This window comes from Amycolatopsis sp. CA-128772 (genome assembly GCF_002904295.1).
Taxonomy (GTDB): domain Bacteria; phylum Actinomycetota; class Actinomycetes; order Mycobacteriales; family Pseudonocardiaceae; genus Amycolatopsis.
Genome location: NZ_PPHG01000026.1, coordinates 132999 through 159667, shown reverse-complemented (window position 1 = coordinate 159667; position 26669 = coordinate 132999). Strand labels below are relative to the sequence as shown.

Here is a 26669-nt window from a genome sequence, read left to right as displayed (position 1 = left end):
CTCTGCGTGTTACGTCCGCGCTCACGGCGCTGCCGAACTGTGATCAAGTGCAGAGAGGCGCACCTGGAGCGACGTTGTAACAGGGCATGGGGTGTTGCCGATCTCAGGTGAGCCATCCGGTCCGTTGTGGCCGGATACGAAATTCACCGGGTGAAAGGGCAACGGCAGTGGCACTGTTCGGCGGTCGGGAGAATGCGGATCTGACCGCGTTGCAGCAGCAGCTCGGTGCCGCACACGCGACGATCGCGGAGTTGCGCGGATGGGTCACCCAGCTGCGCGGCGCGGAAACGCCCGCGCTGGAAGCCGACCTGCGGCGGTTACGTTCGACCGTCGAGAAGACGAAGCAGGAGAGCGCGGCTCTCGACGCATCGATCGGACAGCGGAAATCCGAGACCGCGACGTGGCAATCCAGGCTGGTCGAGACGCGGGAACTCGCGCTGCTGCAAGAGGTCGGCGTCTACGAGTACGCCCACCCGCTGGACGACGCCGTCGCCTACAAGGACGAACTGAAGAGGCTGCGCGAACAGATCAAGGTCGAGGCGCGGGGCAGTGCGGTGTCGTGTCAGGTCGACTGGGCCGTCAACGGGTCGGTCAAGGAGGGCCAGAAGCTCGGCCGCGACATGGCCAAGCTGATGCTGCGTGCCTACAACGCCGAAGCCGACAACGCCGTCCGCGTCGTCAAGCCCCACACCCGCGAAGCGGTGAAGAAGCGGCTTTCGACCACACGGGACACCATCGGCCGGCTCGGTGTGCTGATGCGGATCGCCGTCTCCGACAGCTACCACCGCCTTCGGCTCCGGGAAATCGACCTGACCGCGGACTACCTGGTGAAGGTCGAGGCCGAGCGAGATGAAGCCCGCGCGGAACGTGAACGCCTCCGCGAAGAGGCCAAGGTGATGAAGGAGATCGAGCGCGAACGCGCCCGCCTGGCCAAGGAACGGGCCCACTACGCCACCGCCATCACCAAGCTCGAAGCGAAGGGTGACTTCGACGGTGCCACGCGGGCGAAGGAGCAGCTGACGTCGATCGACGACGCCATCGCCGGAGTCGAACTGCGAGCGGCCAACATCCGGGTCGGGTACGTGTACGTGATCTCCAACATCGGCGCCTTCGGCCCGGACGTCGTCAAGATCGGCATGACACGACGGTCCGAGCCCCTCGACCGGGTCCGCGAGCTCGGGGACGCGTCCGTGCCCTTCCGCTTCGACGTCCACGCCCTGGTTTTCTCCGAGGATGCGGTGACGTTGGAGACCGAACTCCACCGGCGGCTCAGCCACAAGCGGGTCAACCTGGTCAACATGCGGCGCGAGTTCTTCTACGCCACTCCGGCCGAGGTGAAGGAGCACCTGATCGCGATCCGCGACGCCCACGTCCTCCAGTACACCGACACGCCCGAGGCCGTCGAATGGCGCGCGTCCGAGCCGAACCGCCGCGGCGCGGCAGTACCTCTTGGGGCGCCGGCGCTGCCGGCCATGGCTCTGCACGCCGACGGCGATCTCTCCGACGACGGGGGTGAGTGACGCGTGACCCGGCCACCGATCACTCCGGTCCGCCCGCCCGGATGGTTCACCGATCCCCTCGACGAACTGCTGCTCCGCTACTGGGACGGCCGACGCTGGACGTTCCACACCGCCGAGCTGCCGGCTCGGGCACCGGCAGCCGTGCCACCCGCGCCCACGAAGCCGGCGGAGACGGCTCCCGCGCTCCGACCGGACATCGCGCACGCGGTGGGCCGCGTGCGCGGCCTGCTCGTCGGTTCGATGAAGGAGGTCAACCTCCTGGCCGGCTACCTCCGTCCCGAGGAGCGGGTCCTGGCCCTGACCGGAGCACAGGGAGAAGGCTTCGGCGTCCTCGCCTGCACGAACCAGCGGCTCCTGTTCCTGTTCGTCGGCATAGTGCGCAGGCAGGTCCTCGAGGTCGACTGGAACCAGGCCAAGGCCGCGATCTACAACCGCTCGACGAAGTTCCTCGCGGTGTACACGACCCGGCCGACGAAACGCGCGGTGCCGGCCATGGCGGTGCGCGTGAACAACGCCGCCGACGCACACGCGATCGTCGACGCGGCGGAGGCAGCGTCGGCCGCTCCCCGGCTTGACGTCATGTGAGTTCGCGGGCTGGACCGCATCGCGGACTCAACTCGGCAGCGACTTGTAGCAGTCGCGGGCCGGGCGGCTCTCCATGGCGCGCGTGCAAGCGAGACACAGCACGCCGCCGGGACCGGCTGGTGCACGATCGCAATGAAACAGGATCGTTCGACGATCTGCTGGTCGTGGTCGGGATTGACGCAGAGCGTACTTTCCGCGGCTCGGCCACCTCGAGGACGACGGTGTCCGGCCAGTACGCGCCGTTCTGCCCGGTCAGCTCCTCGAACCGGGTCAAGGTCTCGGGTGCGACGAGGTGCACATCACCCCGCAGCGCCCGTTCGGACAGGTCCCGAAGTTCGTGACCGTACAAGCGCGCGCGACGAACCGGCTCGGCCCCAGCGCGGTAGCGGACCGCCTCGGCGGCAACGAACTCCACGGCAGCTTGGTGCAGCCGAGCGCCGGAACTTCGTGGAACCACGGCGGCGTCCGGTCGGAGTCCAGGAACCAGACCGGCAGCCGGCATCCTCGGCGGCCCGCAGCACCAAGGTCGACATCCGGCGCCTTCCCGGCGTGATACGGGCGGCAATGCGGCCATTCGAGTACCGATCAGCCCAGACCGTCGGCGGCACGAAGCCGAGCCAAGCCGGACAAGGGGACACATCCGGCTCTCGTGGACCGGGCAATGTCAGCCATACCGCCGCCGGCGCGAAGTCTAAGCATCCTCGCAGACTTCGTGCCCGACCCTGGGCCCCGGCCCCGCTCAGCGGTTGACTGGGGTGCCCGGCTCGACGGGTGGAAAAGGGGAACCCTGCGCAATGCGGATGGCTGAACTCAGCGCGGCATCGGGCGTTCCGGTCGCGACCGTCAAGTACTACCTGCGCGAGGGGCTGCTGCCCGGCGGGCGGCGGGTCGGGCCGAACCAGGCGGACTACACGGATGGGCACGTCAAGCGGCTGCGGCTCGTCTGTGCGTTGCGGGAGATCGGTGGGTTGTCGCTCGCCGAGGTGGCTGATGTGCTCGGGGCGCTGGATGCCGGGCGGGCGGCGCGGGTCGTGCTCGGGGTGGCGCAGGACGGGCGGGTCAGCGGGCGGCCCGTGCCCGCCGCCGCGCGGGCGTGGGCGCTTGCGCACGTCGGACGGCTGCTCGGGGAAGCCGCGGACGACGCCGATGCGGCGGTGGCGAACCTCGTCACCGTGCTGGCCGTCTGCCACGGGCTCGGGCACGAGGCCGTTTCCGGCCGGCTCGCCCAGTACGCCGCCCTCGCCCGGGAGGTCGCGGCCGTCGACGCGGCGCTGATCGACGACGTCGGCCCGGCGCGGCGGCCCGCCGAGACCGCGCTCATCACCACCCTGCTCGGCGAACGGCTGTTCGCCGGGCTGCGCCACTGCGCCCTCGTCGACGCGCTGGGCGCCGCGCCGGCCGGAGCCTGACGCCGGGACCCCGCGGGCCCCGGCGCCCGGACCTCAGCGCTTCCGGCGAAGCGGGGCGCGGCCCGCGTACTCCGCCGCCGGGCCCAGGTTCTCCTCGATCCGCAGCAGCTGGTTGTACTTCGCCGTGCGGTCGGCCCGCGACAGCGACCCCGTCTTGATCTGGCCACAGCCCACCGCGACCGACAGGTCGGCGATCGTCGTGTCTTCGGTCTCCCCCGACCGGTGCGACAACACGACCCCGTACCCGGCGCGCGAGGCCACCTCGACCGCGTCGAGCGTCTCGGTCAGCGTGCCGATCTGGTTGACCTTGACCAGGATCGCGTTCGCCACCCCCTGCTCGATGCCCTCGGCCAGCAGGGCCGGGTTGGTGCAGAAGACGTCGTCGCCGACGAGCTGGACCTCCTCGCCCAGCGCGCGGGTCACCAGCTGCCAGCCATCGGTGTCGTCCTGGGCCATGGCGTCCTCGATCGACGCGATCGGGTACCGGGCGACCAGCTCGCGCAGGTAGCCGGCGTGCTCGGACGCGGACCGCTTCACGCCTTCGCCGCGGTAGTGGTAGCTGCCGTTCTCGTAGAACTCCGAGGCGGCGAGGTCCAGCATCAGCACCACGTCGTCCCCGGGCACGTACCCGGCCCGCTCGATCGCCCGCACCACGAAGTCCAGCGCCTGGTCGGCCGTCTCCAGCTGCGGCGCGAACCCGCCCTCGTCCCCGACGTTCGTGTTGTGCCCGGCGTCGCGCAGGATCCCGCGCAGCGTGTGGAAGACCTCGGCGCCGACCCGGACCGCGTCCGCGAAGCTCGACGCGCCGACCGGCGCGATCATGAACTCCTGGAAGTCGATGCCGTTGTCGGCGTGCACGCCGCCGTTGACGATGTTCATCATCGGCGTCGGCAGCAGGTGCGCGCGCTCCCCGCCCAGGTGGCGGTACAGCGGCAGCACGTGGGCCTGCGCGGCCGCCTTCGCCACCGCCAGCGACACGCCGAGGAGCGCGTTCGCGCCCAGCCGCGCCTTGTTCGGCGTGCCGTCCAGCTCGATCAGCACCCGGTCCACTTCGGCCTGTGACCGCGCGTCGAGGCCCACGACCGCGCGGGCCACCTCGCCGTTGACCGCGGCGACGGCTTTGGCCACCCCCTTGCCGAGGTAGCGGCGGGGATCGCCGTCCCGCAGCTCGACGGCTTCGCGGGTGCCCGTCGACGCCCCCGAGGGGACCGCCGCCCGCCCGAACGACCCGTCGGCCAGCTCGACGTCGACCTCGACCGTCGGGTTGCCGCGGCTGTCCAGGATCTCCCGGCCGGTGACTTGGGCGATGGCAGTCATTTCTCTCCTCAACGCACGACAGGGTCGCGCCTCGGGTTTCGGGGAAGGGCCGGCGGGACGAACACGGCCGGAGCGGGACGACGTCGTCACCGGGCACCGGCCGGACCGGTCCCCCCGTTCTACCGGTCCCGGCACTGGGGAAAACCCCAGCATCGGGGTTACCCGAGCGTTCCGATGGTTTTCGCCGCGTGCTTCGGACGTCCCGAGACGCCGGGCGTTTCCGTTGCGCGCCAACGCTTCCCCGCCGGCGGTCGTCCGGACACCGGGGGCTGGCCGAGCGCACGGGGGGCGGCCTTCCGGAAACCCGCGAACCGGATCCGGATCGGCCGCCGGTCCCCGTGGTCAAGCAGTTCCGGGGGAAATCCGGGTCCGGGTGCGGCGGGCGCGCCTCCGATGGGCCAGGCTGAGGGCGCCGGCCCGGGCGCTCCGCCCGGCGATCGCGGACGGGAGGAACGTGGCTGTTCGGAGTGGGGTACGGGAACCGGCGCGGGCGGGCCTGGCGGGCCGGGACTGGGAACTGCGGGTGCTCGGCGAACGCGCCCGCGCCGCCGGCCGGGGTGCGGGCCAGGCGGTGCTGCTGCGCGGCCCCGCCGGGATCGGGAAGACCGGGCTGCTGTCGGTCGCGCTCGGCGAGCCGGCCGCGACCGCCGCCACCGTGCTCTCCGCCTCCTGCGCCGACACCGGTGCCGCGGCCTACGAAACGGTCCGCGCGCTGTTCGGCCCGTTGTGGCCCCGCGGGGACGCCGCCGAGGGCGACCTGCTCACCGGCAGCGCCCGGCTGGCGCTGCCGGCCCTCACCCCGGGGCGCGCCGACGGCTCCGCCGACACCTACTCGGTCATGCACGGCCTGTCCTGGCTGGTGGCGGACCTGGCCGCCCGCGCCCCGGTCGTCCTCGCGGTGGACGACGTCCAGTGGTGCGACGAGGCTTCGCTGCGGTGGCTGGGTTTCCTGCTGCGCCGGGCCGAGGACCTGCCGGTTCTGGTGCTGCTGGCCCAGCGCACCGGGGCCGGCGAGCCGGTCCCGGAGGTACTGGCCGAGCTGGGCGCCGCGGCGAACTGCCTCGCGGTCGACCTGGCGCCGCTCACCGCCGCCGCGGTGGCCGACGTCCTGGCCGCCGGGTTCGGCGCGGTCCCGGACCCGGAGTTCGTCCGCCGCGCCGTCGGCGTCACCGGGGGCAACCCGTTCCTGCTCGAACGCGTCATCGGCGCGCTGCGCGACCGCGTCGCCCCGGACGCCGGGCACGCGGCCGTGCTCGACGAGCTCGGCCGGGAAGCGGTGATCCGCCCGCTGCTGGACCGGCTGTCCCCCGGCGCGCTGTCCGTGGCGCGCGCGATCGCCGTCCTGGGCGGCGAAGAGCTGGAGACGATCGCCGCCCTCGCCGGCACCCGGCCGGGGCCGGCGCGCACCGCCGTGCAGGCGCTGCGCGAGGGCGAACTGCTCGAACCGGGCCGGCTCGACTTCGCCCACGACCTGATCCGCACGGCCGCGCTCGCCACGGCGGACGCGGCCGAGCTGGCCCGCCTGCGGGAACGCGCGGCCACCCTGCTCAACGACAGCGGGCGCGCCGGTGAAGAAGTCGCCGTCCACCTGCTGGCGCTCGACGGGCCGCCGCAGCCGTGGATGGTCACCGTGCTGCGCGACGCGGCCGCCGCGGCCGAAAGCCGGGGTGCGCCGGCGGCAGCCGCGCGGTACCTCGCGCAGGTGCTGCGGACGCACGAGGACGACGTCTCCGTGCTCGTGCACCTGTCCCGGGTGCTCGGGCAGATCGACCCCGCGGCCTCGCTGCGGTACCTCGAACGCGCGCTCGGGCTGGTGCACGACCCGCGCCGGCGAGTGCCGATCGTCATGCAGTACGTCATGGTGTCGCTGAGCGCGCAGAACGCCCAGCGGGCCTATGCGCTGGCGACGGAGGTGTCCGACGCCCTCGAGCCGGTGATCGGGCCGGCCCCCTCCCCCGCCGACCGGGCGCTGCGCATGGTCAGCCAGTCGGCGCTGCTGCTGTCCGGGCTGGACGAGAAAGCCACCGTCGCCCAGGTCGGTGCCCGGTTCCGCGACGTCGTCCCCCCGCCGGGCGACACCGCCGAGGAGCGCGAGCTGCTCGGGATGCTCTCGTCGCTGGGCACCCTGCAGGGGCGCCCGGCGGCCGGAGCCGTCGCCCAGGCGGCCCAGGTGCTGCGCATCGGCGACGTGGCCCCGGGCGGCTGGGCCGTGCTCGGCGCCGTGCTCACCCTCTACCTCGCCGACCGGCCCGAACCCGCGCTCGCGGCGATCACCGGCGTGCTCGACCACGCCCAGCGCCGCGGCGAAGCGTGGACCTCCGTCCTCGCGGCGACGGTCCGCGCCTGCATCCACCAGTTCTGCGGCAACCTCACCGACGCATTGGCGGACGCCCAGTACTCCTTCGACGTGATCACGCAGGAGCACTGGGCGCCCGGGATCGCCATGCCGCAGACCGTGCTGGGCTCGCTGCTGGTGTACCAGGGCGACCCGGCGGGCGCGGAGCGGGCGCTCGCCGCGATCGTCCGGCCGCGGCTGGAGGACTTCACGCTGGAGTACCACTGGTACCTGGTCGCGAAGGCCCGTCTTCGCGCCGCGCTGGGGGACGCCGAAGGGGCGCTCGCCGTGCTGCGCACGTGCGGGGAAAGCCTCAAGGGCAGCGGGATCGGCAACCCGGTGCTGGCGCCGTGGTGGTACGAGGCGGCCGGGCTGCTGGCCGGGCTCGGCCGGACCGCCGAGGGCGAGGCCGTGCTCGACGACGTCGAACCCGCGGTCCGCCGCTGGGGCACCGGCCGGGGGCTGGGCATGCTCGAGACCTCGCGTGGGGTGCTCGCCACCGGCGACGCGGCGATCGAGCGGCTGCGCCACGCCGCCGAGCTTCTGGCGGACACGCCGGCGAAGGTGGAGCTGGCGAACGCCGAGTACCTGCTGGGCCGGCGCCTGCTGGCGCGCGGGGACGCCGAAGGCGCGCGGGACCGGCTGCGCCGGTCGATCGAGCTTTCCGTGCTCAGCCGGGACCGCCGGCAGCTCGCGCTGTCCCTGCCGGCGCTGGCCGAGGCGGGCGGCCGGATGCACCGCGGCACCGGTTCGCCGTCGGACGCGCTGAGCGGCAGCGAGCGCCGGGTGGCGCAGCGGGCCGCGGAGGGCGCGACGAACCGGGAGATCGCCGAGTCGCTGTTCATCACCCAGCGCACCGTCGAGGTGCACCTGACCAGCGTCTACCGCAAGCTCGGGATCGCCGGCCGGGCCGACCTGGCGGTCGCGCTGCGCGACCGCTGAGCCGCGGCCGGCCACCGGATTGCCCGGCAGTGCCCGGGAAATCTGGCCGGGCGGGCAGAGCTCCCGGTCCCGGCGCGCGGTCCGGTGCCGCGGCCCGGACGGCGGCTTAGGCTGCCCCTCGGCCGGTCGCCGTGGACCCGGCCGGCGGAGGAGGTCGTTTCGTGCGCGAGTCGCGTCTCGTCGGCCGGGAGCACGCGACGAACGTGCTCCGGGACCTGACCGCGGGACTGGGGCGGGGACGCGGGGCGACGGCGCACATTTCGGGAGCCGCGGGCACGGGCCGGACGGCCCTGCTGGACCGGGTGCTCGACGCCGCGCCGGGCGCGCTGGCGTCGTGCGTCCCGGACGGGGTTCCGTTCGGCGCGGTCACGCAGCTGGCCGCCGCGCTGCTGCCACCGCCGGCGTTCGCCGATCTGGTGACCGCGTGCCTCGACGACCGCGAAGGCGCGGCCGCCCGGCTGGGCGACGCCTTCGCCGGGCTCGCGGCCGGGCGGCCGCTGGTCCTGGCCGTCGACGACCTGCAGTGGGCGGACGAGTGGTCGCTGCGCTGGTTCGGGGAGATGGCCGCCCGCACCGCGGACGACCCCGTGCTGCTGGTCGCGACCGGCCACGAGCCGGTCGGCGCCGGCCACCGGATCCCGTTGTCCCCGTTGACGACCGGTGAGACGGCTTCGCTGGTGCTCCGGGTCCTGGGTGACCTGCCGCCGGAGGCGCTGACGGCGGTGCTCGACGTCGTCCGCGGACGGCCGGCGGTCCTGCACGAGCTGGCGGCGGTGGCCGGTGCGGCCGGGTGGGAAGACCCGGCGCGGGTCGCGGCCGCCGGGCGCGCGGTGACGTCGGCACGGGCGGCGCGGGTCCGCCGTGGCCTGCCGCCGGCCGCGCTGGCGGTGCTGCGGGCGATGTCGGTCTCGGAGCGGCTGGACGTCGTCGCGGTGCTGGGCCTCGCCGGCCTGCCGCCGGCGGCGGTGCCGGGGGCGCTGGGCGCGCTGGAGGCGAGCGGCCTGGTGGCCGACGGCCGCCCGGTCGAGCCGCACCTGGCCGCGGACGTGCTGGCGGAGCTGGCCGAGCCGGAGCGGAACGGGCTTCACCGCCGGGCGGCGGAGCTGGCCCACCGGACCGGGGCGGGCGCGCTGGTGGCGGCGGAGCTGCTGGTTCCGGCGCCGCCGGTCGGAGAGCCGTGGGCGCGGGCGGCGCTGGTGGAGGCGGCGGAGCAGTGGGCGGCCCAGGGCAACTTGGTGGCAGCGGCGGCTTCTCTGCAGCGCGCCCTGGCCGAGCCATCCGGCCCGGCCGAGCGGGCGGCTTTGGTGCTCCGCCTGGCCGCGACGGTGGTCCGCCGCGACCCGGGCCACGCGGACCGCAGGCTGATCCAGGTCCTGACCGAGCCGGCCCTGTCACCCCTCCCGGCGGCCACGACGGCGGCGGACCTCCTCCTCGCCCGCGGCGACGCGGAAACGGTGCACCGCCTGGTGGCGGAGCGGGAATCCACTGTGGACCCGGCTTTGGTGGCGCTGGGCCGTCTGGCCCGGGAGGAGGCGGCGGTGGAGCCGGAGATGCCGGTGGCCGCGCTGTCCTGGTTGGACGACGGCGGGGTGGAAGGCACCGCGGGGAGCACTGCTGCGCCCGATGCGGGGCGAACGGGGTCGAAGCTGGGCACGCCGGTAACCGCCCAACCCCGGCCGAACCGTGCCGAGGCGGAAAGGGCCGCGGCGAGCACTGCTACGCCCGACGCGAACCGAACCGGGCCGGAGCCGGGCATGCCGGTGGCCGCGCTGTCCTGGCTGGACGGTGCCGAGGCGGACCGAGCCGGCCGGGACCGGGCGACCCCCGGCACCGCAGCCTTCACCGGACCCACGACATCGCCATCTTTCGCGTCCGGCGCTGCCCGTGGCCCGAGGGGCCTGGCAGCGCCCCTCGGCGACTCGGCCGCGTGGCACTCGGTGGCCGCGGGGACCGGCGTCCGCCGTGGCGATCGGGGGCCTTCCGCGACTCCCGCCGCGGCGGGGGTCGCCGCCTTCCGGCTTGCCGTGCGGGGGGAACAGCGTGCCGCCGTGCTGGAGCTGGCCGATCGGGCGCTCGTCGTGCGGGAAGAGGCGGCGCTCATGCCGCGGATCGCCGCCTGCCGGGCGCTTTTGTGCGCCGGGGTGGCCGGGGGTGCCGTCGATGCGCTCGGGGCCGTTCTCGCGGCCGCGCGGCGGCGGGATGCGCGGGCCGCGGCCGCGCAGGCGCTCGTGCACCGGGCCGCCGCGGCCGTGCGCGACGATCGGGCGGACGAGGCCCTGCGCGACCTCGCCGCCGCCGAGCGGGAGCTGCCCGCGCGCTGCTGGCACCCGCTCGCCGTGCCGCTGCGGTCGGCCGTCGAGATCACCGCGCGGATCCGGCTGGGGCGGATCGACCAGGCTCGGCACCTCGCCGACGAGCCGCTGCCCCGGGGTGCCGAGCTGGGGGCGGCCGCCGCGTTCCGGCTGCACGCCGAGGCGGAACTCGCGCTCGCCGAGGACGATCCGGCGGCGGCCCTGGCCGCGGCCCTCGAGTGCGGCCGCGTGCTGCGCTCGCGCGGCTGGGTCAACCCGATGATCACCGCCTGGCGCACCACGGCGGCTTTCGCGCTGCGCCGCCTCGGCGACCGCGAGGGCGCCGAGGCACTGGCCGCCGAGGAGCAGGACCTCGCCGGACGCTGGGGCACCGCCGCGGGGCTCGACGTCCTGCGCGAGCGGGTCGCCGCCGGTCTCCGCCGGGCCGTCCCCGCCCCGCGGCGGCCCGCCGACCCGCTGCCCTCGCTCCCGGCCCTCGGTCCGGACGTCCTCTCCCCCGCTGAACGGGACGTCGCCGAGCTGGCCGCCCGCGGGCTCGCCAATCGCGAGATCGCCCGGGAACTGGCGATCGCGCTGCGGACCGTCGAACTGAGGCTGACCAAGGTCTACCGCAAGCTCGGCCTCAAGGGCCGGGCCGCGCTCGCCGGCCACTGGCCGACCCGGACGCCGGGTGGCTGACCCGGTGCTGTTCGAACGCGAAGCCGAAGACGCCGTCCTGGCCGAGGCGGTGCGGTCCCTCGGCGGCGGCACCGCGGCCCGGCGAACCGGCGATCACGCCGCCGCGCAGCAAACCAGCCGGCACACCTCCACCCAGCAACCCAGCGGACACACCGCCACGCGACGACCCGGCGGACACGCCGGCACCCAGCAACCCAGCGAACACACCGCCACGCAGCAAACCAGCGAACACACCACCACCCACCAACCCGGCGAACACACCGCCACGCGGCAAACCGGCGAACACACCGCCACCCAGCCACCCGGCGGGGTCGTCGTGGTGCGTGGGGAGGCCGGCGCCGGCCGCTCGGCGTTGCTCCGGCGGCTCGGCCGGCTCGCCGCCGACGGCGGTGCCCGGGTCCTGCGGGCCGCCGGTGCCCCCGCCGAACGGGACCTGCCCTTCGGCGTCGTCCGCCAGCTCTTCCTGCCGCTGCTCGACGATCCGTGCGAAGCCACCCTGCCGCCGATCGCCGGGAAGCTGCTCCGGTCCCTGGCCGGGGCCGCCCCGGACGACGCCTGCGCCACCTTGCTCCACGGCCTGCACGTCCTGCTGGTCTCGCTGGCCGCGCACCAGCCGGTCGTGGTGCTGGCCGACGACCTGCGCTGGGCCGACGAACCTTCGGTGCGCGCCCTGGCCTTCCTCGCCGGCCGGCTGCGCGGCACCCGGATCCTGCTCGGCGTCGCGCTGCCCGGCTCCCCGCGGACCCCGGCCCTGCGGGACATCGCCCGAGCCACCGCGTACGAGGTCTGCGCGCGGCCGCTGTCCGCCGACGGCACCCGGCGGGTCGTCGCCGCCCGGACCGGGGCCGAGCCCGACCCCGCGTTCGCGGCCGCCTGCCAGGAGCTCACCGGCGGGCGGGCCCGGGACCTCGACGAGCTGCTGTCCCGGGCCTTCGCCCACCGGCTGGCCGGCACGGCCGCCCACTGCGCGCCGCTGCGCGAGCTCGGCGCCGCCGCGCGCCGGGAACGGCTGCGGCTGCTGGTCCGGCGCGAGCCGGAGGTGGCCGCGCTCGCGCGGGCGGTCGTGACGCTCGGGCGGCACGCGGAACCCGGGCTCGTCGCCCGGCTGGCCGGGCTGGACGGCGAGGCGTGCGCCGAAGCCCGCACGCTGCTCGGGGACGCGTGGCTGAGCACCGCCGCCGACGGGCGGCTGGTGCCCGAACCCGCGCTGGTGCGGGTGGTCGAACAGATGCGGACCGGCGCCGACGCCGGGGCCGCGCACCGGGCCGCGGCGGCTTTGCTGGCCGCGCAGGGGTTTCCGCCCGAGCACGTCGCCGCGCAGCTGATGGGCGTCGACACCCTCAGCGGCCGCGAAGACGTCGCGACGCTGCGGACGGCAGCGGTCGCGGCGCAGCGCCGGGGCGCCGCGGACCTCGCCGCGCGCTACCTGCGGCGGGCGCTGCTGGACCTGCCGCCCGGCAAGCCGGGCCGGGCCCGGCTGCTCACCGAGCTGGCCGCCGCCGAGGCCGATCCGCGCGCGGCCGTGCGGTACCTGGTGCAGGCGGTGCCGCTGCTGCCCGCGGGCCGGGCGCGGGCCGAAGCCGTCGCGCGGATCCCGCTCACCGCCGCCGCACGCGGGCCACTGGTCACCGAGCTGGTCAAGACCGTCCCCCGCCCCGACGACCCCGAGCTGGCAATGCGGCTGGAAGCCCGCGACTGGTTCGCCGCCCTCGAAGAGCCGGCGCGGCTGGCCGCGGCGGCCGGCCGGCTGCGGCAGCTGCCCGACCGGCCGCGCGGCCCCGGCGACCGGGAACTGCGCGCGGTGCTGCTCCTGGCCGCCACGCTCGGCGGGCACGTCACCGCCGCGGAAGCCGCCCGCCACGCCGGTGTCCTGCTCGAGTTCGAGCCGGCGCGGACCGTCCGGGCCGGGACGGCGCTGCGGATCGTGCCGCTCGTGCTGATCGCCGCCGGCCGCCCCGGTGCCGTCACGTCGTGGCTGGCGGCCGCGGACCGGCCGCGGCTCACCACCTCGGCGCGCGTGCTCGTGGACGTCCACCAAGCGCTGGCCCTGCTCGCCCGCGGCCGGTTCGCCGACGCCGCCGGACCGGCGGAGCGGGCGTTCCGCGCGGCCGAGCCGGGCGGTTACGACGTACTGGCGCTGCCGGCCACCACCCTCGCGCTGGTCGCCGAGGCCGCCCGCCGCCGCGACCTGGCCCGTCAAGTGCTGGAGGGCCTGCCCGGCACCGACGACCTCGCCGTGTTCGCGGTCCGCCGGGGCATGCGGGGGATGCTGGCCACCCGCGAGGAGCCGGACGCGGCGCTCGCGCAGTTCCTCGACCGCGGCCGCCTGCTGGACCGGGCGGGCTGGCGCAACCCGGCGATCCACCCCTGGCGGGGGTCGGCGGCCCTGCTGGCGCGGCGGCTCGGGCGTACCGGAGAGGCCCGGCAGCTGGCCGAAGAACACCACCGCCACTCCGTCGCGTGGGGGGCGCCCGCGCCGGTCGGACGGTCGCTGCGGGTGCTCGCCGCCCTCGCCGACCGGCGGCGCGCGGTCGAGCTGCTGCGGGAGGCGGTCGAGCTGCTCGACGGCGCGCCGGACGAGCTCGAGGCGGCCAAGGCCTACGCCGACCTGGGCACCCGCCTGCGCGAGACGGAACCCGCGGCGGCGCGGCGGTTGCTGGCCCGGGCGCAGGAGCTGGCCACCGCTTGCGGAGCGGGCCGGCTGGAGGCGCGCGAGGACGGCACGATCGGCCACGCGCCGCCGGCCCGCACCACGGCGGAGCTGACCGCGGGCGAGGCGACCGTCGGGCGGCTGGCGGCGGCCGGGCGGACCAACGCCGAGATCGCCGAGGAGCTGGGCATCAGCCGCCGGGCGGTCGAGAAGCACCTGACGAGCCTGTACCGCAAGCTCAAGATCGACGGCCGCGCCGAGCTGGCCACGTCGCTGGGCTGACGCTCGGAGGACGGCGGTCCGGCGCCGGGCCCTCGTCCGCGCGGAGCCGAAGCCGTTGCCGAGGAGGCGGCCGAGCCGGGCACCGAAACAGGGCCGGCCGTCGAGACCGGGGCCGAGCTGCCGCCGGTCGAGGCCACCGCTGCTGCCGAGGGACACGATCACGCCCGGATGCCGGTTCGGCGCCTGCCCGCCGATGCGGGCCGCCGGGCCCTCGTCGTCGCGCAGGACGCGATCGCGCCCCGGATGCCGGCCCGGCGCCGGGCTGCGGCTCCGGCGCCGGGCCGTCAGTCCCCCAGCTTCTCGTCCAGCAGCGCGAACATCTCGTCGTCGCTGGCCGTGGCGAAGTCGAAGCCGGTGCCGGCCACGTCGTCGCGGGCCGTCCACGTGCCGCGTACCCGGTCCAGGTGGGCGGTGATCTCCTCGAGCGCGTCCGGGTCGAGCACGGTTTCGCGCAACGCCTGCTCCAGCCGGGCCAGGTCGGCCAGGATCGCCTGCTCCGGCTTCTCGTCCGGGGCGAGGAGCTCGGCCAGGTGCCGGGCGAGGTCGCGCGGGGTCGGCTGGTCGAACGCCAGCGTCGCGGGCAGCTGCAGCCCGGTCACCGCGGTGAGGCGCCGGCGCAGCTCGACCGCCGTCAGCGAGTCGAAACCCAGTTCCGTGAACGCCTGGTCCGGGCCGACGCTGTCCTGGTCGCCGTGCTCGAGGACCACCGCCACGGCGCCGGCGACCACGTCCAGGAGCAGCTCGACGCGTTCGGCCGCGCCGAGCCCGGCGAGCCGCGGCGCGAGGTCCGGTACCGCCGCGGTCCGGGCCGCGGCCCGGCGGGGAACGAGCGCGCGCAACACCGGCGGGACGTCGTCGAGGGCGCGCAGCGCGGCCAGGTCGAGGTGCACCGGCACCACCACGGCGTCGGTACCGGCGCGGACGGCGTCGAACGCGGCCAGGCCGTCCGCCGGGGCCAGCAGCCCGACGCCGGCGCGGGCCAGCCGCCGGAGTTCCGCGTCGGGCAGGTTCGCCGTCATGCCGGTTTCGGCCGTCCACGGTCCCCACGCCAGCGACACCGCGGGCAGGCCGCGGCGCTGGCGGTGGACGGCGAGCGCGTCGAGGACGGCGTTCGCGGCCGCGTAGTTCGCCTGCCCGGCCCCGCCGAACGTGCCCGCCAGCGACGAGAACAGCACGAACCCGGCGAGGTCGCGCCCGGTCGTCAGCTCGTGCAGGTGCCGGGCGCCGCCGGCCTTGGGCCGCAGCACGGTGTCGAGCCGCTCCGGGGTGAGCGCGCCGACGACCCCGTCGTCCAGCACCCCGGCCGCGTGCACGACGGCGGTGAGGTCGAGGCCGTCGAGCAGCGCCGCGACCGCGGCCCGGTCGCCGACGTCGCAGGCCCGCACGTCGGCTCGGGCACCGGACGCGGCGAGGTCTTCGAGGAGCCCGGGTTCGGCGGTGCCGGACCGGCTGACCAGCACCAGGTGCCGGTGGCCGCCGGCGGCCAGGTGGCGGGCGACCAGCGCGCCGAGCCCGTTCGTGCCGCCGGTGACGAGCACCGCGCGGTCGCGGTCCCACTCGGCGACGGCGTCGCCGGGCGTGGCCCGTCCGACGCGCGCGGCCGACACCACACCGTCCACGATGGACAGTTCGGCTTCGCCGGCGCCGAGGAAGTCCCGCGGTACCACGGATCCGTCGGAGTCGACGAGCACGAACCGGCCCGGGTTCTCCTGCTCGGCCGAGCGCACCAGCCCCCACACGGCCGCCGCGGCGAAGTCTTCGCCGTCGAGCGCGCCCCGGGTCCGGAGCACGAGTTTCGCCGCGCCGAAGCGCGGATCCCGCAGCCACGTCTGGACGAGGGCCAGCACTTCGGCCGTCAGAGCGCGGACCTCGGCGCCCGGCGGAACGACCACCTCGACGAACCCGGGCACCGCGACCAGCTCGGCCAGCGCGCGGCCCGGGCCGGCGAGCGCGTGCCCGGGCGCCGTGACGACGTCCGCCGGGGCGGGCGCGATCGGAGTCCAGTTCAGCCGGTAGAGGTGCGCAGGCCGCCGTTGCCCGGCCGCGCGGACGGTCAGCCCGTCGACCGAGGCCACCGGGGCCCCGGACGCGTCGGCGATGGCGAGCCCGATCGTGTCCGGGCCCGCCGGGGTCAGCCGGACGCGCAGGTCCGCCGCGCCGGGCCGGTGCACCGACACCCCGCGCCAGGTGAACGGCAGCGCGGGCGGCCCGTCGGGGTGGGCCACCAGCTGGGCGTGCAGGACGGCGTCGAGCAGCGCCGGGTGCAGGCCGAAGCCCGCGGCCTCGTCGACGCGGGCTTCAGCGAACAGCTCGTCGCCGCGCCGCCACAGCGCCCGCAGGCCCTGGAACGCCGGGCCGTAGGCGAACCCGCGGTCGGCCAGCCCGTCGTAGGCGCCGGCCAATGGCACCGGAACGGCGTCCGCCGGCGGCCAGTCCGCGGCCGCGGCCTCCGCCGGCCCCGCGTCCGGGGCGACGACGCCGGAGGCGTGCCGGGTCCACGTGCCGTCGTCGCCGGCGGAGTGGACGTCCACCGGGCGGCGGCCGTCCGCGCCGGCGGCGCCGACGGAGACCTGGATCGTCACGTCCCCGGTGAGGACCAGGGGCGCCAGCAGCGTGAGGTCCTCGACGCGCGCGCAGCCCGCCTGGGCGCCGGCGTGCCGGGCCAGTTCGAGGAACGCCGTGCCGGGCACGAGGGCCGTGCCGAAGACGACGTGGTCGGCCAGCCACGGGTGCGCGGCCGCCGACAGGCGGCCGGTGCTGACGAGCGTGCCGGTCCCGGCCACTTCGACGGCCGCGCCGAGCACCGGGTGGCCGCCGCGGCGGGGGTCGCCGGCCGGGCGCGCCGGCGGCCAGAACCTCCGGTGCTCGAACGGGTAGGCGGGCAGGTCGGCGCGCGGCCCGTCGGTGGCCCACTCGACGTCGAGGCCGGAGACGTGCAGCCGGGCCAGCGCGGTGGTGAAGGTGCGGTCCTCGGCGCGGTCGCGGCGGGCGACCGGCACGACGACCGCGTCCGGCACGCCGACCAGGCCGGACAGCACCGCGTCCGGGCCGACCTCGACGAACCGGGTCACCCCGGCGAGCCGCTCGAGCGTGTCGGCGAACCGGACGGTGTCGCGCACGTGCCGGACCCAGTACGCCGGGTCGGTGACGTCGCCGGACGTGATCAGCGGGATCGCCGGCTCGGCGAAGGTCAGCCCGGCGACGACCTCGCCGAACCCGGCCAGCATCGGGTCCATCAGCAGCGAGTGGAACGCGTGCGAGACGGGCAGCCGCCGCTGCTTGCCGAACTTCCCGGCGACGGCGGTGACCGCGTCTTCGAGGCCGGACAGCACCACCGACTCCGGGCCGTTGACCGCGGCGAGGTCGACGCCCGCGCCCAGCAGCGGGCGGACGTCCGCTTCGGCCGCCCGGACGGCGATCATCACGCCGCCTTCGGGCAGCGCGCCCATCAGCCGGGCGCGCGCCGACACGAGCGCGCAGGCGTCGTCGAGGGTGAGCACGCCGGCGACGTGCGCGGCCGCGATCTCCCCCACCGAGTGCCCGGCGACGAAGTCCGGGCGCACCCCCCGGGAGGCCAGCAGCCGGGCCGCGGCCACCTCGAACGCGAACAACGCCGGCTGGGCGTGTTCGGTGCGGTGCACCCGGTCGTCGGCCACCGCGGACCGGACGGCCGGGCCGAGCCGGTCGAGGACCTCGTCGAACGCGGCGGCGAACACCGGGAAGCGGGCGGCCAGCTCGTGGCCCATGCCCGGCCGCTGCGCGCCCTGCCCGGAGAACAGGAACGCGGTCGGGCCGGTCGTCGCCACGCCTTCGACGACGTCCGGGGACGGCTCACCGGCCGCCAGTGCGGCGAGGGCTTCGGCGGGGCGCTCCGACACGACGACGGCCCGGTGCGCGAACCGCGATCGCCGCGCCAGCGCCCGGCCGACCGCGTCGGCGGCCAAATCATCCACAGTGGACGCCAAGCGGGCGGCGTGCGCCCGCAGCGCCGCCTCCGAACGCGCGGACAACGGCCAGGCCGCGAGCCCGTCCGGCGCTTCGGCCGGAACCGGCGTCTCGGGAGCCTGCTCGATGATCACGTGCGCGTTGGTGCCGCTGATGCCGAACGAGGAGATCCCGGCCCGCCGCGGCCGCTGCGCCGCCGGCCAGGCGCGCGGCCCGGTGACGACCTCCACCGCACCCGCCGCCCAGTCCACATAGGACGACAGCGTGCCGGTGTGCAGGCTCGCCGGGACGACGCCGTGGCGCATCGCCAGGATCATCTTGATGATCCCCGCCACCCCGGCGGCGGCCTGGGTGTGCCCGATGTTCGACTTCACCGACCCCAGCAGCAGCGGGGTTTCCCGGTCCTGACCGTACGTGGCCAGCAACGCCTGCGCCTCGATCGGATCGCCCAGCGCGGTCCCGGTGCCGTGCGCCTCGACGACGTCGACGTCCGAAGCGGACAGACCGGCGCCGGCGAGGGCGGCGCGGATCACGCGCTGCTGGGAGGGGCCGTTCGGCGCGGTGAGGCCGTTGGAGGCGCCGTCGGAGTTGACCGCGGAACCCCTGACCACGGCAAGGATCCGGTGGCCGTGGCGGAGTGCGTCGGACCGGCGTTCCAGTACCAGCAGGCCGACCCCTTCGGCCCAGCCGGTGCCGTCGGCGTCGTCGGAGAACGCCTTGCAGCGGCCGTCCGGCGAAAGCCCGCGCTGGCGGGCGAACTCGACGAACGTCGCCGGGGTCGCCATCACCGTCACGCCCCCGGCCAGCGCCAGCGAGCACTCCCCCGACCGCAGCGCCTGGCTCGCCCAGTGCAGCGCCACCAGCGACGACGAACACGCCGTGTCCACCGTCACCGCCGGGCCTTCCAGGCCGAGCGCGTAGGCGACCCGGCCGGAAGCGACGCTCGGCGCGCTGCCGTTGCCTTGCTGGCCTTCGTAGTCGCTGCCGGCGAGCAGGCCGCCGTAGTCGCTGTACATCACGCCGGCGAACACGCCGGTCGCCGAGCCGCGCAACGTCGCCGGGTCGATGCCCGCGTGTTCCAGTGCCTCCCACGACGTTTCGAGCAGCAGCCGCTGCTGGACGTCGGTCGCGACCGCTTCGCGCGGGCTCATGCCGAAGAACGCGGCGTCGAAGTCCGCGGCATCGGCCAGGAAGCCACCGGCCCGCGCGTAGGTCGTGCCCGGGTGGTCCGGGTCGGGGTCGTAGAGGGCGGCCAGGTCCCAGCCGCGGTCGGGCGGGAACGGGCCGACCGCGTCGCGGCCCGCCGCGACCAGGTCCCAGAACTCGTCGGGCGAGGCCACCCCACCGGGGTAGCGGCAGCCCATGCCGACGACGACGATCGGGTCGTCGTCCCGCGCGCGGACCGGGCCGCTCCCGGTGGCAGCGGCCGCGTCGGTCCCGGTCAGCTCGCCGAGCAGGAACGCCGTGAGCGCCGCGCTGTTCGGGTGGTCGAACACCAGGGTCGTGGGCAGCCGCAGGCCGGTCGCGCCGGCCAGCCGGTTGCGCAGTTCGACGCCGGTGAGCGAGTCGAAGCCCAGCGCCGAGAACGCGCGGGACGGCTCGACCGCCGTGCCGTCGGCGTGCCCGAGCACGGCCGCGACCTGCGCGGTGACCAGGCCGGCGACGACGTCGTGGCGCTCGGCTTCCGGCAGTTCCGTGAGCCGGGCGGCGAGCTCGCTCGCCGCGGCGGCCCGGCGCGTGGCCGGGCGGACCAGCCCGCGCAGCGGCGCGGCGACCTCGCCGGCGGCGGTCGCGGCCAGCCGGACCGGCACCAGGTTCGGCGTTCCGGCGCCGACGGCCGCGTCGAACAGCGCGAGGCCGTCTTCGGCGGTCAGGGCGGCGATCCCGGCCCGTCCCATCCGCGCGAGCTCGGCGCCGCCCAGCTCGGCGGTCATGCCGCCGACGCCGGTCCACGGGCCCCAGGCGAGGGAGACGGCGGGCAGCCCGCGGGCGGCGCGGTGGGCGGCGAGGGCGTCGAGGTAGGCGTTGGCGGCGGCGTAGCCGGCCTGCCCCGCGCCGCCGATCGTGCCCGCGACGGAGGAGAACAGCACGAACCCGTCGAGGTCGCCGGCCAGCTCGTGCAGCAGCCGGGCGGCCTCGGCCTTGGGACGCCAGACCCGGTTCAGCTGCTCACCGGTCATCGTCTCCACGGTGCCGTCTTCGAGGACCCCGGCCGCGTGCACGACGGCGGTCAGGCGGTGGCCCTCGAGCGCGGCGGCCACCGCGGCCCGGTCGGTGACGTCGCAGGCGGCGACGGTCACCTCGGCCCCGGCGTCGGTCAGCTCGGTGACGTCGGCCCGGCCGCCGCGGCTGAGCAGCAGCAGGCGGCGCATGCCGTGCGCGGTCACCAGGTGCTTCGCCAGCAGGCGGCCCAGACCGCCGGTACCGCCGGTGATCACCACCGTGCCGTCGGGGTCCCAGCCCAGCGGTGCCGGTGCCGCGGGCGCCTTCGCCAGCCGCGGGACTTCGACGACGCCGTCGCGCACGCGGGCCTGCGGCTCCCCGGTGACCAGGGCGGCGTCGGCCGGATCGGCGCTGTCGACGAGCACGAACCGGCCGGGGTGCTCGGCCTGCGCGGCCCGGACAAGGCCCCAGACGCCGGCCGCGGTGGGGTCGGTGCCGTCGGTGGCGCCGGTGGTGTGGACGACGAGTTCGGCGTCGCGGGGTTCGGCGAGCCAGCCGCGGACCAGCTCCAGGGCGTGGGCGGGGCCGTCGGGCGTGACGACCACCCGCTCCGGGGCTTCGCGGCCGGTCGGGGTGACCGGGACCCAGCCGAGCCGGTACAGCGCGTCCCCGACGTGGGTGCGGACGGCGGCCGCGGGCCGGAAGGTCACCGCGTCGACCTCGGCGACCGGGTGGCCTTCGGCGTCCGCAAAGGACAGGGAGACCGCGTTGTCCCCGGCCGGGCTGATGCGGACCCGCAGGAGCGACGCACCCGTGGCGTGCAGCCGGACGCCCCGCCAGCTGAACGGCACGTGCGGCCGGTCGTGCCCGGCGGTCAGCGCGACGGCGTGCAGGGCGGCGTCCAGCAGCGCCGGGTGCACGCCGAACGCCCCGGCCGGCTCGTCGCCGAGGCTCAGCTCCGCGAAGACGTCGTCGCCGTGGCGCCAGGCGCGGCGCAGGCACTGGAACGCCGGGCCGTAGCCGAGGCCGAGCGCGGCCAGCCGGTCGTAGGCGTCGCCCAGGTCGAGGGGCTCGGCGTCGCCCGGGAGGGTGACGTCCCGGGGTGCGGTTCCGGGATCCGGCTCGAGGACGCCGGTCGCGTGCCGGGTCCAGCCGCCGTCGCTTCCCTCGGGGCGGGCGTGGACGGCGAAGTCGCGCAGCCCGTCGTCGCCCGCGTCGGTGACGCGGACCTGCAGGTGCACGGCGGCTTCGGCCGGGACGGCAAGCGGTTCGACGACGGTGAGTTCGCGGACGGCGCCGAGGGCCAGCGCGAGGTCGGCGAAGGCCGCGCCGGGCAGCACGGCCGAGCCGAGCACGGTGTGGTCGGCCAGCCACGGCTGCGCGGCCGGGGAAAGCCGGCCGGTGCAGAGCAGTCCCGCGCCGTCGGCGAGGTCGACCGTGCCGCCGAGCAGCGGGTGCCCGGCCGCGCCGAGCCCCAGCCCGGCCGGGTCGCCGGTGCGCCGGCGGGCCGGCGGCCAGAACCGTTCGTGCTGGAAGGCGTACCCCGGCAGCGGAACCGCCCGGCCGTCGGCGAGGCCGTCCCAGTCCACCGGGACGCCGGCCGCGAAGAGGCGGGCGAGCGCGGTGCGGAAGGTGCGGGGCTCGTCGCGGTCGCGGCGCAGCAGGGGCACGGCCAGGGCGTCGTCGCCGGCGGCGAGCCCGGCGAGGACGGCGTCCGGGCCGATTTCGACGAACTTGTCGACGTGCCACGCCCGCAGTGCGCGCAGGGCGTCGGCGAAGCGCACGGTGTCGCGGACCTGCCGCACCCAGTAGGCCGGGTCGGTGACGCTGCCGTTCGCCACCACGGGAATCGTCGGCTCGCGGTAGGTCAGCCCCGCCGCGATTTCGCCGAACCCGGCGAGCATCGGGTCCATCAGGGACGAGTGGAAGGCGTGCGAGACCGACAGCCGTTTCGCGTCGCCGAAGTGCGCGGCCACCGCGGCGACGGCGGCTTCGGGGCCGGAGACCACGACCGAGCGCGGGCCGTTGACGGCGGCGAGGCCGGCCCCGCCGGTCAGCAGCGGCCGGACGTCTTCCTCCGCAGCCCGCAGCGCGACCATCGCCCCGCCGGGCGGCAGCGCCTGCATGAGCCGGCCGCGCGCGGTGACCAGCCGGGCCGCGTCGGCCAGGGAGAACACCCCGGCGACGTGCGCGGCGGCGATCTCGCCGATCGAGTGCCCGGCGACGTAGGCCGGGGTGACCCCGCGGGCGGTCACGGTGCGGAACAGCGCGACCTCGACGGCGAACAGCGCGGGCTGGGCGTACTCGGTCCGGTCGAGCGCGGCGGCGTCGTCACCCCACATCACGTCGCGGACCGCGGGGTCGAGTTCGGCGAGGACGGCGTCGAGGGCGGCGGCGAAGACCGGGTCCGCGGCCAGCTCGCGGCCCATGCCCAGGCGCTGGGAACCCTGCCCGGAGAACAGGAACGCGGTCCGGCCGGGCGCGGGGACGCCGGTGACGACGTCCGGGTGCTCGTGGCCGCCGGCGAGCGCGGCCAGCCCGGCCGCGCCGAACACGACGGCTCGTTCGTCGAACCGGGCGCGGCCGTGGGCCAGGGTCCACGCCGCGTCGCGGGCGTCGTGGTGTCCGATGTGGACACTAAGCCGCTTCGCCTGTGCCCGCAGGGCTTCGGGGGTCTTGGCGGTGACCAGCCACGGCACGTCCGGCGCCGCGGGCCGCTCCGGCACCGGGCGGGCCGCGGGCTGTTCGAGGATGACGTGGGCGTTCGTGCCGCTGATGCCGAAGGACGACACGCCGGCGCGGCGCGGGCGCCCCGCGTCGGGCCAGGCCGTCCCGGCGGTGGCCAGCTCGACCGCGCCCGCGGTCCAGTCGACGTGCCCGGACGGCGCGGTGACGTGCAGCGTCCGCGGCACGACGCCGTGGCGCATCGCCTGCACCACCTTGATGATCCCGGCGACGCCGGAGGCGGCCTGCGTGTGGCCGAGGTTGGACTTGACCGACCCCAGCAGCAGCGGCGTCTCGCGGTCCTGCCCGTAGGTCGCGAGCAGCGCCTGCGCCTCGATCGGGTCGCCCAGGGTCGTGCCGGTGCCGTGCGCTTCCACGACGTCGACGTCCCTGGTGGACAGACCGGCGCCGGCGAGCGCGGCGCGGATCACGCGCTGCTGGGACGGGCCGTTGGGGGCGGTGAGGCCGTTGGAGGCGCCGTCGGAGTTGACCGCGGACCCCTTGACCACGGCGAGGACCTCGTGTCCGTGGCGTTCGGCGTCGGACAGCCGTTCCAGGACGAGCATGCCGACGCCCTCGGCCCAGCCGACGCCGTCGGCGCTGTCGGAGAACGGCTTGCAGCGGCCGTCGGCGGCGAGCCCGCGCTGGCGGGAGAACTCGACGAACGCCGTCGGCGTCGCCATCACCGTGACGCCGCCGGCCAGGGCGAGGTCGCACTCCCCCGACCGCAGGGACTGGGCGGCCCAGTGCAGCGCGACCAGCGACGACGAGCACGCCGTGTCCACGGTGACCGCCGGGCCTTCGAGGCCGAGGGTGTAGGCGACGCGCCCGGACGCGACGCTGCCGGCGCTGCCGCTGGTCTGGTAGCCCTCGGTGTCTTCGCCGCCGTCGAGCAGGCGGCTGTAGTCGCCGTACATCACGCCGGCGAACACCCCGGTGGCGCTGCCGCGCAGCGACGACGGGTCGACGCCCGCGCTTTCCACGGCCGCCCAGGAGGTTTCGAGCAGCAGGCGTTGCTGGACGTCGGTCGCGACGGCTTCGCGCGGGCTCATGCCGAAGAAGGCGGCGTCGAACTCGGCGGCGTCGTGCAGGAAGCCGCCGTGGCGCGTGTAGGACGTGCCGGGGTGGGCCGGGTCGGGGTCGTAGAGCGCGGTGAGGTCCCAGCCGCGGTTCGCCGGGAACCCGCTGATCGCGTCGCGTTCTTCGGCGACCAGCCGCCAGAGGTCCTCGGGCGAGGAGACGCCGCCCGGGTAGCGGCAGGCCATGCCGACGATGACGATCGGGTCGCCGTCGACGGCCTTCGTGGTGAGGACCGGACCGGCCGGTGCTTCGCCGGCGAGGTGGTCGGCCAGTGCGCCGACGGTCGGGTAGTCGAAGACGAGCGTCGCGGAGAGCCGGAGCCCGGTGGCCGCGGTGAGCCGGTTGCGCAGCTCGACCGCGGTCAGCGAGTCGAAACCGAGTTCGGTGAACGACTTGGCGGGGGTGATCCGCTCGGTGCCGCGGTGGCCCAGGACGTGCGCGACCTCGGCCGCGACGACGGCCACGGCCTCGGCGCGGTCACGCAGCCGCCGCTCCCGCGCCGGGGCCGCCGCCCGGCGCGCCCGCGCGCGGACCAGGCCGCGCAGCGGGTGCGGGAGGTCGTCGCGGCGGCGCAGGACGGCCCGGTCCAGCCGCACCGGCAGCACCACGGGCGCGGCGCCGGCGACGGCGGCGTCGAAGAGCGCGAGGCCCTCTTCGACGGCGAGCGGCGGGAACCCGGCACGGGCGAGCCGGTCGAGGCCGGTGTCCCCGAGTTCCGCGGTCATGCCGGAGGTGGCGACCCACGGGCCCCAGGCGAGGCTCACGGTGTGCGGGCGGTGCTGGGCCAGTGCGTCGAGGAACGCGTTGGCGGCGGCGTAGTTGCCCTGCCCGGGCAGGCCGAGGGTGCCGGAGACGGAGGAGAAGAGGACAAGCGGCGTGTCGTCCGCGACCAGTTCGTGCAGGTGCCAGGCGGCCAGGCCCTTGGGCCGGTGGACCGCGGCGAGGCGCTCCGGGGTGAGGTCGCCGAGGAGGGCGTCGTCGAGGACCCCGGCGGCGTGGACGACGGCGGTGATCTCGCGGTCCCGGAGGAGCGCTTCGAGGGCGTCCCGGTCGGCGACGTCGCAGGCGGCGAGGGTCACGTCGGCGCCGGCTGCGGTGAGGTCGCCGGCCAGCTCGGCGGCACCGGGGCTGTCCGCGCCGCGCCGGCTCACCAGGAGCAGGCGGCGGGTCCCCCCGGCGACGAGGTGCCGGGCGATGACCGCGCCGAGACCGCCGGTCCCGCCGGTGACGAGCACGGTGCCGCCGGGGTCCCAGGAGGCGGCGCTTCCCCGTGGCCGCGACGCGGTCAGGCGGGCGGCGAGGAGGGTGCCGCCGCGCACGGCCAGCTGGGGTTCCTCGCTCGCCAGGGCGGCCGGGACGAGTTCGGTGGACGCGGACCCGTCCAGGTCCACCAGGCCGAAGCGGCCCGGGTGTTCCGACTGCGCCGCGCGGATCAGGCCCCAGACCGCCGCGGCCGGGAGGTCGGTTCCGTCGGTGGCGCCCCGGGTCAGGAAGACCAGCTTGCCCGTCCCGGGCTCCGCGACCCAGCGCTGGGCCAGCTCCAGTGCCCGGCAGGTCAGCTCGTGCGCCGACGCCGGGACGTCCGCGCCGCCGGTCAGGCACGTCACCACCAGCGGGGCGCCGGTGAGGTCGCCGGTGGCGGGCAGGGCGAGGCCGAACGGGTCGGCGCCCCAGCGGACCGCCGGGGCCGCGGCGGGGGCGGGCACCGGGAGCCAGTCCAGGGTGAACAGCGCGTCGCTGCGGTGGGCCGCCGGGCGGTGCTCGCGCAGGTCGAGCGCGTCGATCGTGGCCACCGGGGTGCCGTCGGGGGCGGTCAGGGCGAGGCCGTCCCCGCGCACGTGCACCCGCAGCGCCACCGCGCCCGCCGCGTGCAGCGACACCCCGCGCCACGAGAACGGAAGCGCCCGCGGCGGGGTGCCCGGCCGCAGCGTCAACGCGTGCAGGGCCGCGTCAAGCAACGCCGGGTGCAGGCCGAACTCCGCCGCCTCCGCGTGGTGCTCGGCGTCGAGGGCGACCTCGGCGAACACCTCGCCGCCCCGGCGCCAGGCCGCGCGCAGGCCGCGGAAGCGCGGGCCGTACTCGAAGCCGTCGGCCGCTAAGTCCGCGTAGAAGTCCGCCGGCGCGACCGGCTCCGCGCCCGCGGGCGGCCACTCGTCGGCCGCGGCCGGCGGCGGGGCCGAGGCGGGGCCGAGGGTGCCGGTGGCGTGCTCGGTCCAGTCATCCTGTTCGGACTGTCGCGAGTGGATGGCGACCGGCCGGGTGCCGTCTGCTCCCGGCTCGCCGACGCGCACCTGGACGCGGGCGGGCACCACCAGCGGAACGGCCATGGTCAGCTCGTCGATCCGCGGGCAGCCGCACTCGTCGCCCGCGCGCACGGCCAGCTCGGCCAGCGCCGTGCCCGGCAGCAGCGCCGCCCCGGCCACGACGTGCTCGGCCAGCCACGGCTGCGCGGCGACCGACAACGTCCCGGTCAGCACGACTTCGTCCGCGCCGGCCAGCGCGACCACGTCGTCCAGCAGCGGGTGCGCCACCGGACCGGCCGCGCGGACCGGCCGCGGGGCGGGCCAGAACCGCTCGCGCTGGAACGGGTAGGTGGGCAGCTCCACCCGCCGTCCGCCGGTCAGCGCGGGCCGCCAGTCGACGTCGACGCCGGCCACGAACAGCCGTGCCGCCGCCGCCACGAACGCGGTCTCCTCGCCGCGGTCGCGGCGCAGCAGCGGCACCGCG

The 26669-nt window shown here is 76.5% G+C and carries 8 protein-coding genes (1 of these 8 only partly in view); 6 read left to right on the top strand and 2 right to left on the bottom strand.

From position 1 onward, the window contains the following. The first annotated feature begins 167 nt into the window (after window positions 1-167). The 3 genes from C2L59_RS11870 (at window position 168) to C2L59_RS11860 (ending at window position 3514) form a co-directional block, all read left to right on the top strand. Window positions 168-1520, top strand: coding sequence for a DUF4041 domain-containing protein (locus tag C2L59_RS11870; RefSeq protein WP_103349577.1), 1353 nt, complete (start codon window positions 168-170; stop codon window positions 1518-1520). A gap of 3 nt (window positions 1521-1523) precedes the next feature. After that, complete coding sequence (locus C2L59_RS11865; protein WP_233223427.1) at window positions 1524-2105, top strand: DUF2510 domain-containing protein; 582 nt, start codon at window positions 1524-1526, stop codon at window positions 2103-2105. A gap of 800 nt (window positions 2106-2905) precedes the next feature. Next, on the top strand, window positions 2906-3514 hold the full coding sequence (locus C2L59_RS11860; protein ID WP_158263045.1) for a MerR family transcriptional regulator: 609 nt from the start codon (window positions 2906-2908) through the stop codon (window positions 3512-3514). A gap of 33 nt (window positions 3515-3547) precedes the next feature. Here C2L59_RS11860 and eno read toward each other — a convergent pair whose 3' ends face one another. Beyond that, window positions 3548-4831: a phosphopyruvate hydratase gene (gene eno / locus C2L59_RS11855; protein ID WP_103349575.1), complete on the bottom strand. Its 1284-nt coding sequence runs from the start codon at window positions 4829-4831 to the stop codon at window positions 3548-3550. A 454-nt stretch (window positions 4832-5285) separates the two neighbouring features. Here eno and C2L59_RS11850 point away from each other — a divergent pair, with 454 nt between their 5' ends. The 3 genes from C2L59_RS11850 (at window position 5286) to C2L59_RS11840 (ending at window position 14030) form a co-directional block, all read left to right on the top strand. Next, window positions 5286-8108, top strand: a complete 2823-nt coding sequence (locus C2L59_RS11850; RefSeq protein ID WP_233223426.1) for an AAA family ATPase — start codon at window positions 5286-5288, stop codon at window positions 8106-8108. A 161-nt stretch (window positions 8109-8269) separates the two neighbouring features. Next, entirely contained in the window at window positions 8270-11098 is a 2829-nt protein-coding gene (locus C2L59_RS50065) for a LuxR family transcriptional regulator (protein WP_158263044.1), read from the top strand. Next, complete coding sequence (locus C2L59_RS11840; protein ID WP_103349572.1) at window positions 11091-14030, top strand: AAA family ATPase; 2940 nt, start codon at window positions 11091-11093, stop codon at window positions 14028-14030. Before C2L59_RS50065 ends, C2L59_RS11840 begins: the two co-directional genes overlap by 8 nt. Window positions 14031-14314: 284 nt before the next feature. Here the strand turns inward: C2L59_RS11840 and C2L59_RS48845 are convergent, their stop codons facing one another. Beyond that, window positions 14315-26669, bottom strand: partial view of a type I polyketide synthase gene (locus C2L59_RS48845; RefSeq protein WP_233223425.1) — the 3' end only. 14774 nt of this gene lie beyond the right edge of the window; only the last 12355 of its 27129 coding nucleotides appear in the window; its start codon lies beyond the right edge, outside the window — the gene reads right to left on this strand; it ends in the stop codon at window positions 14315-14317.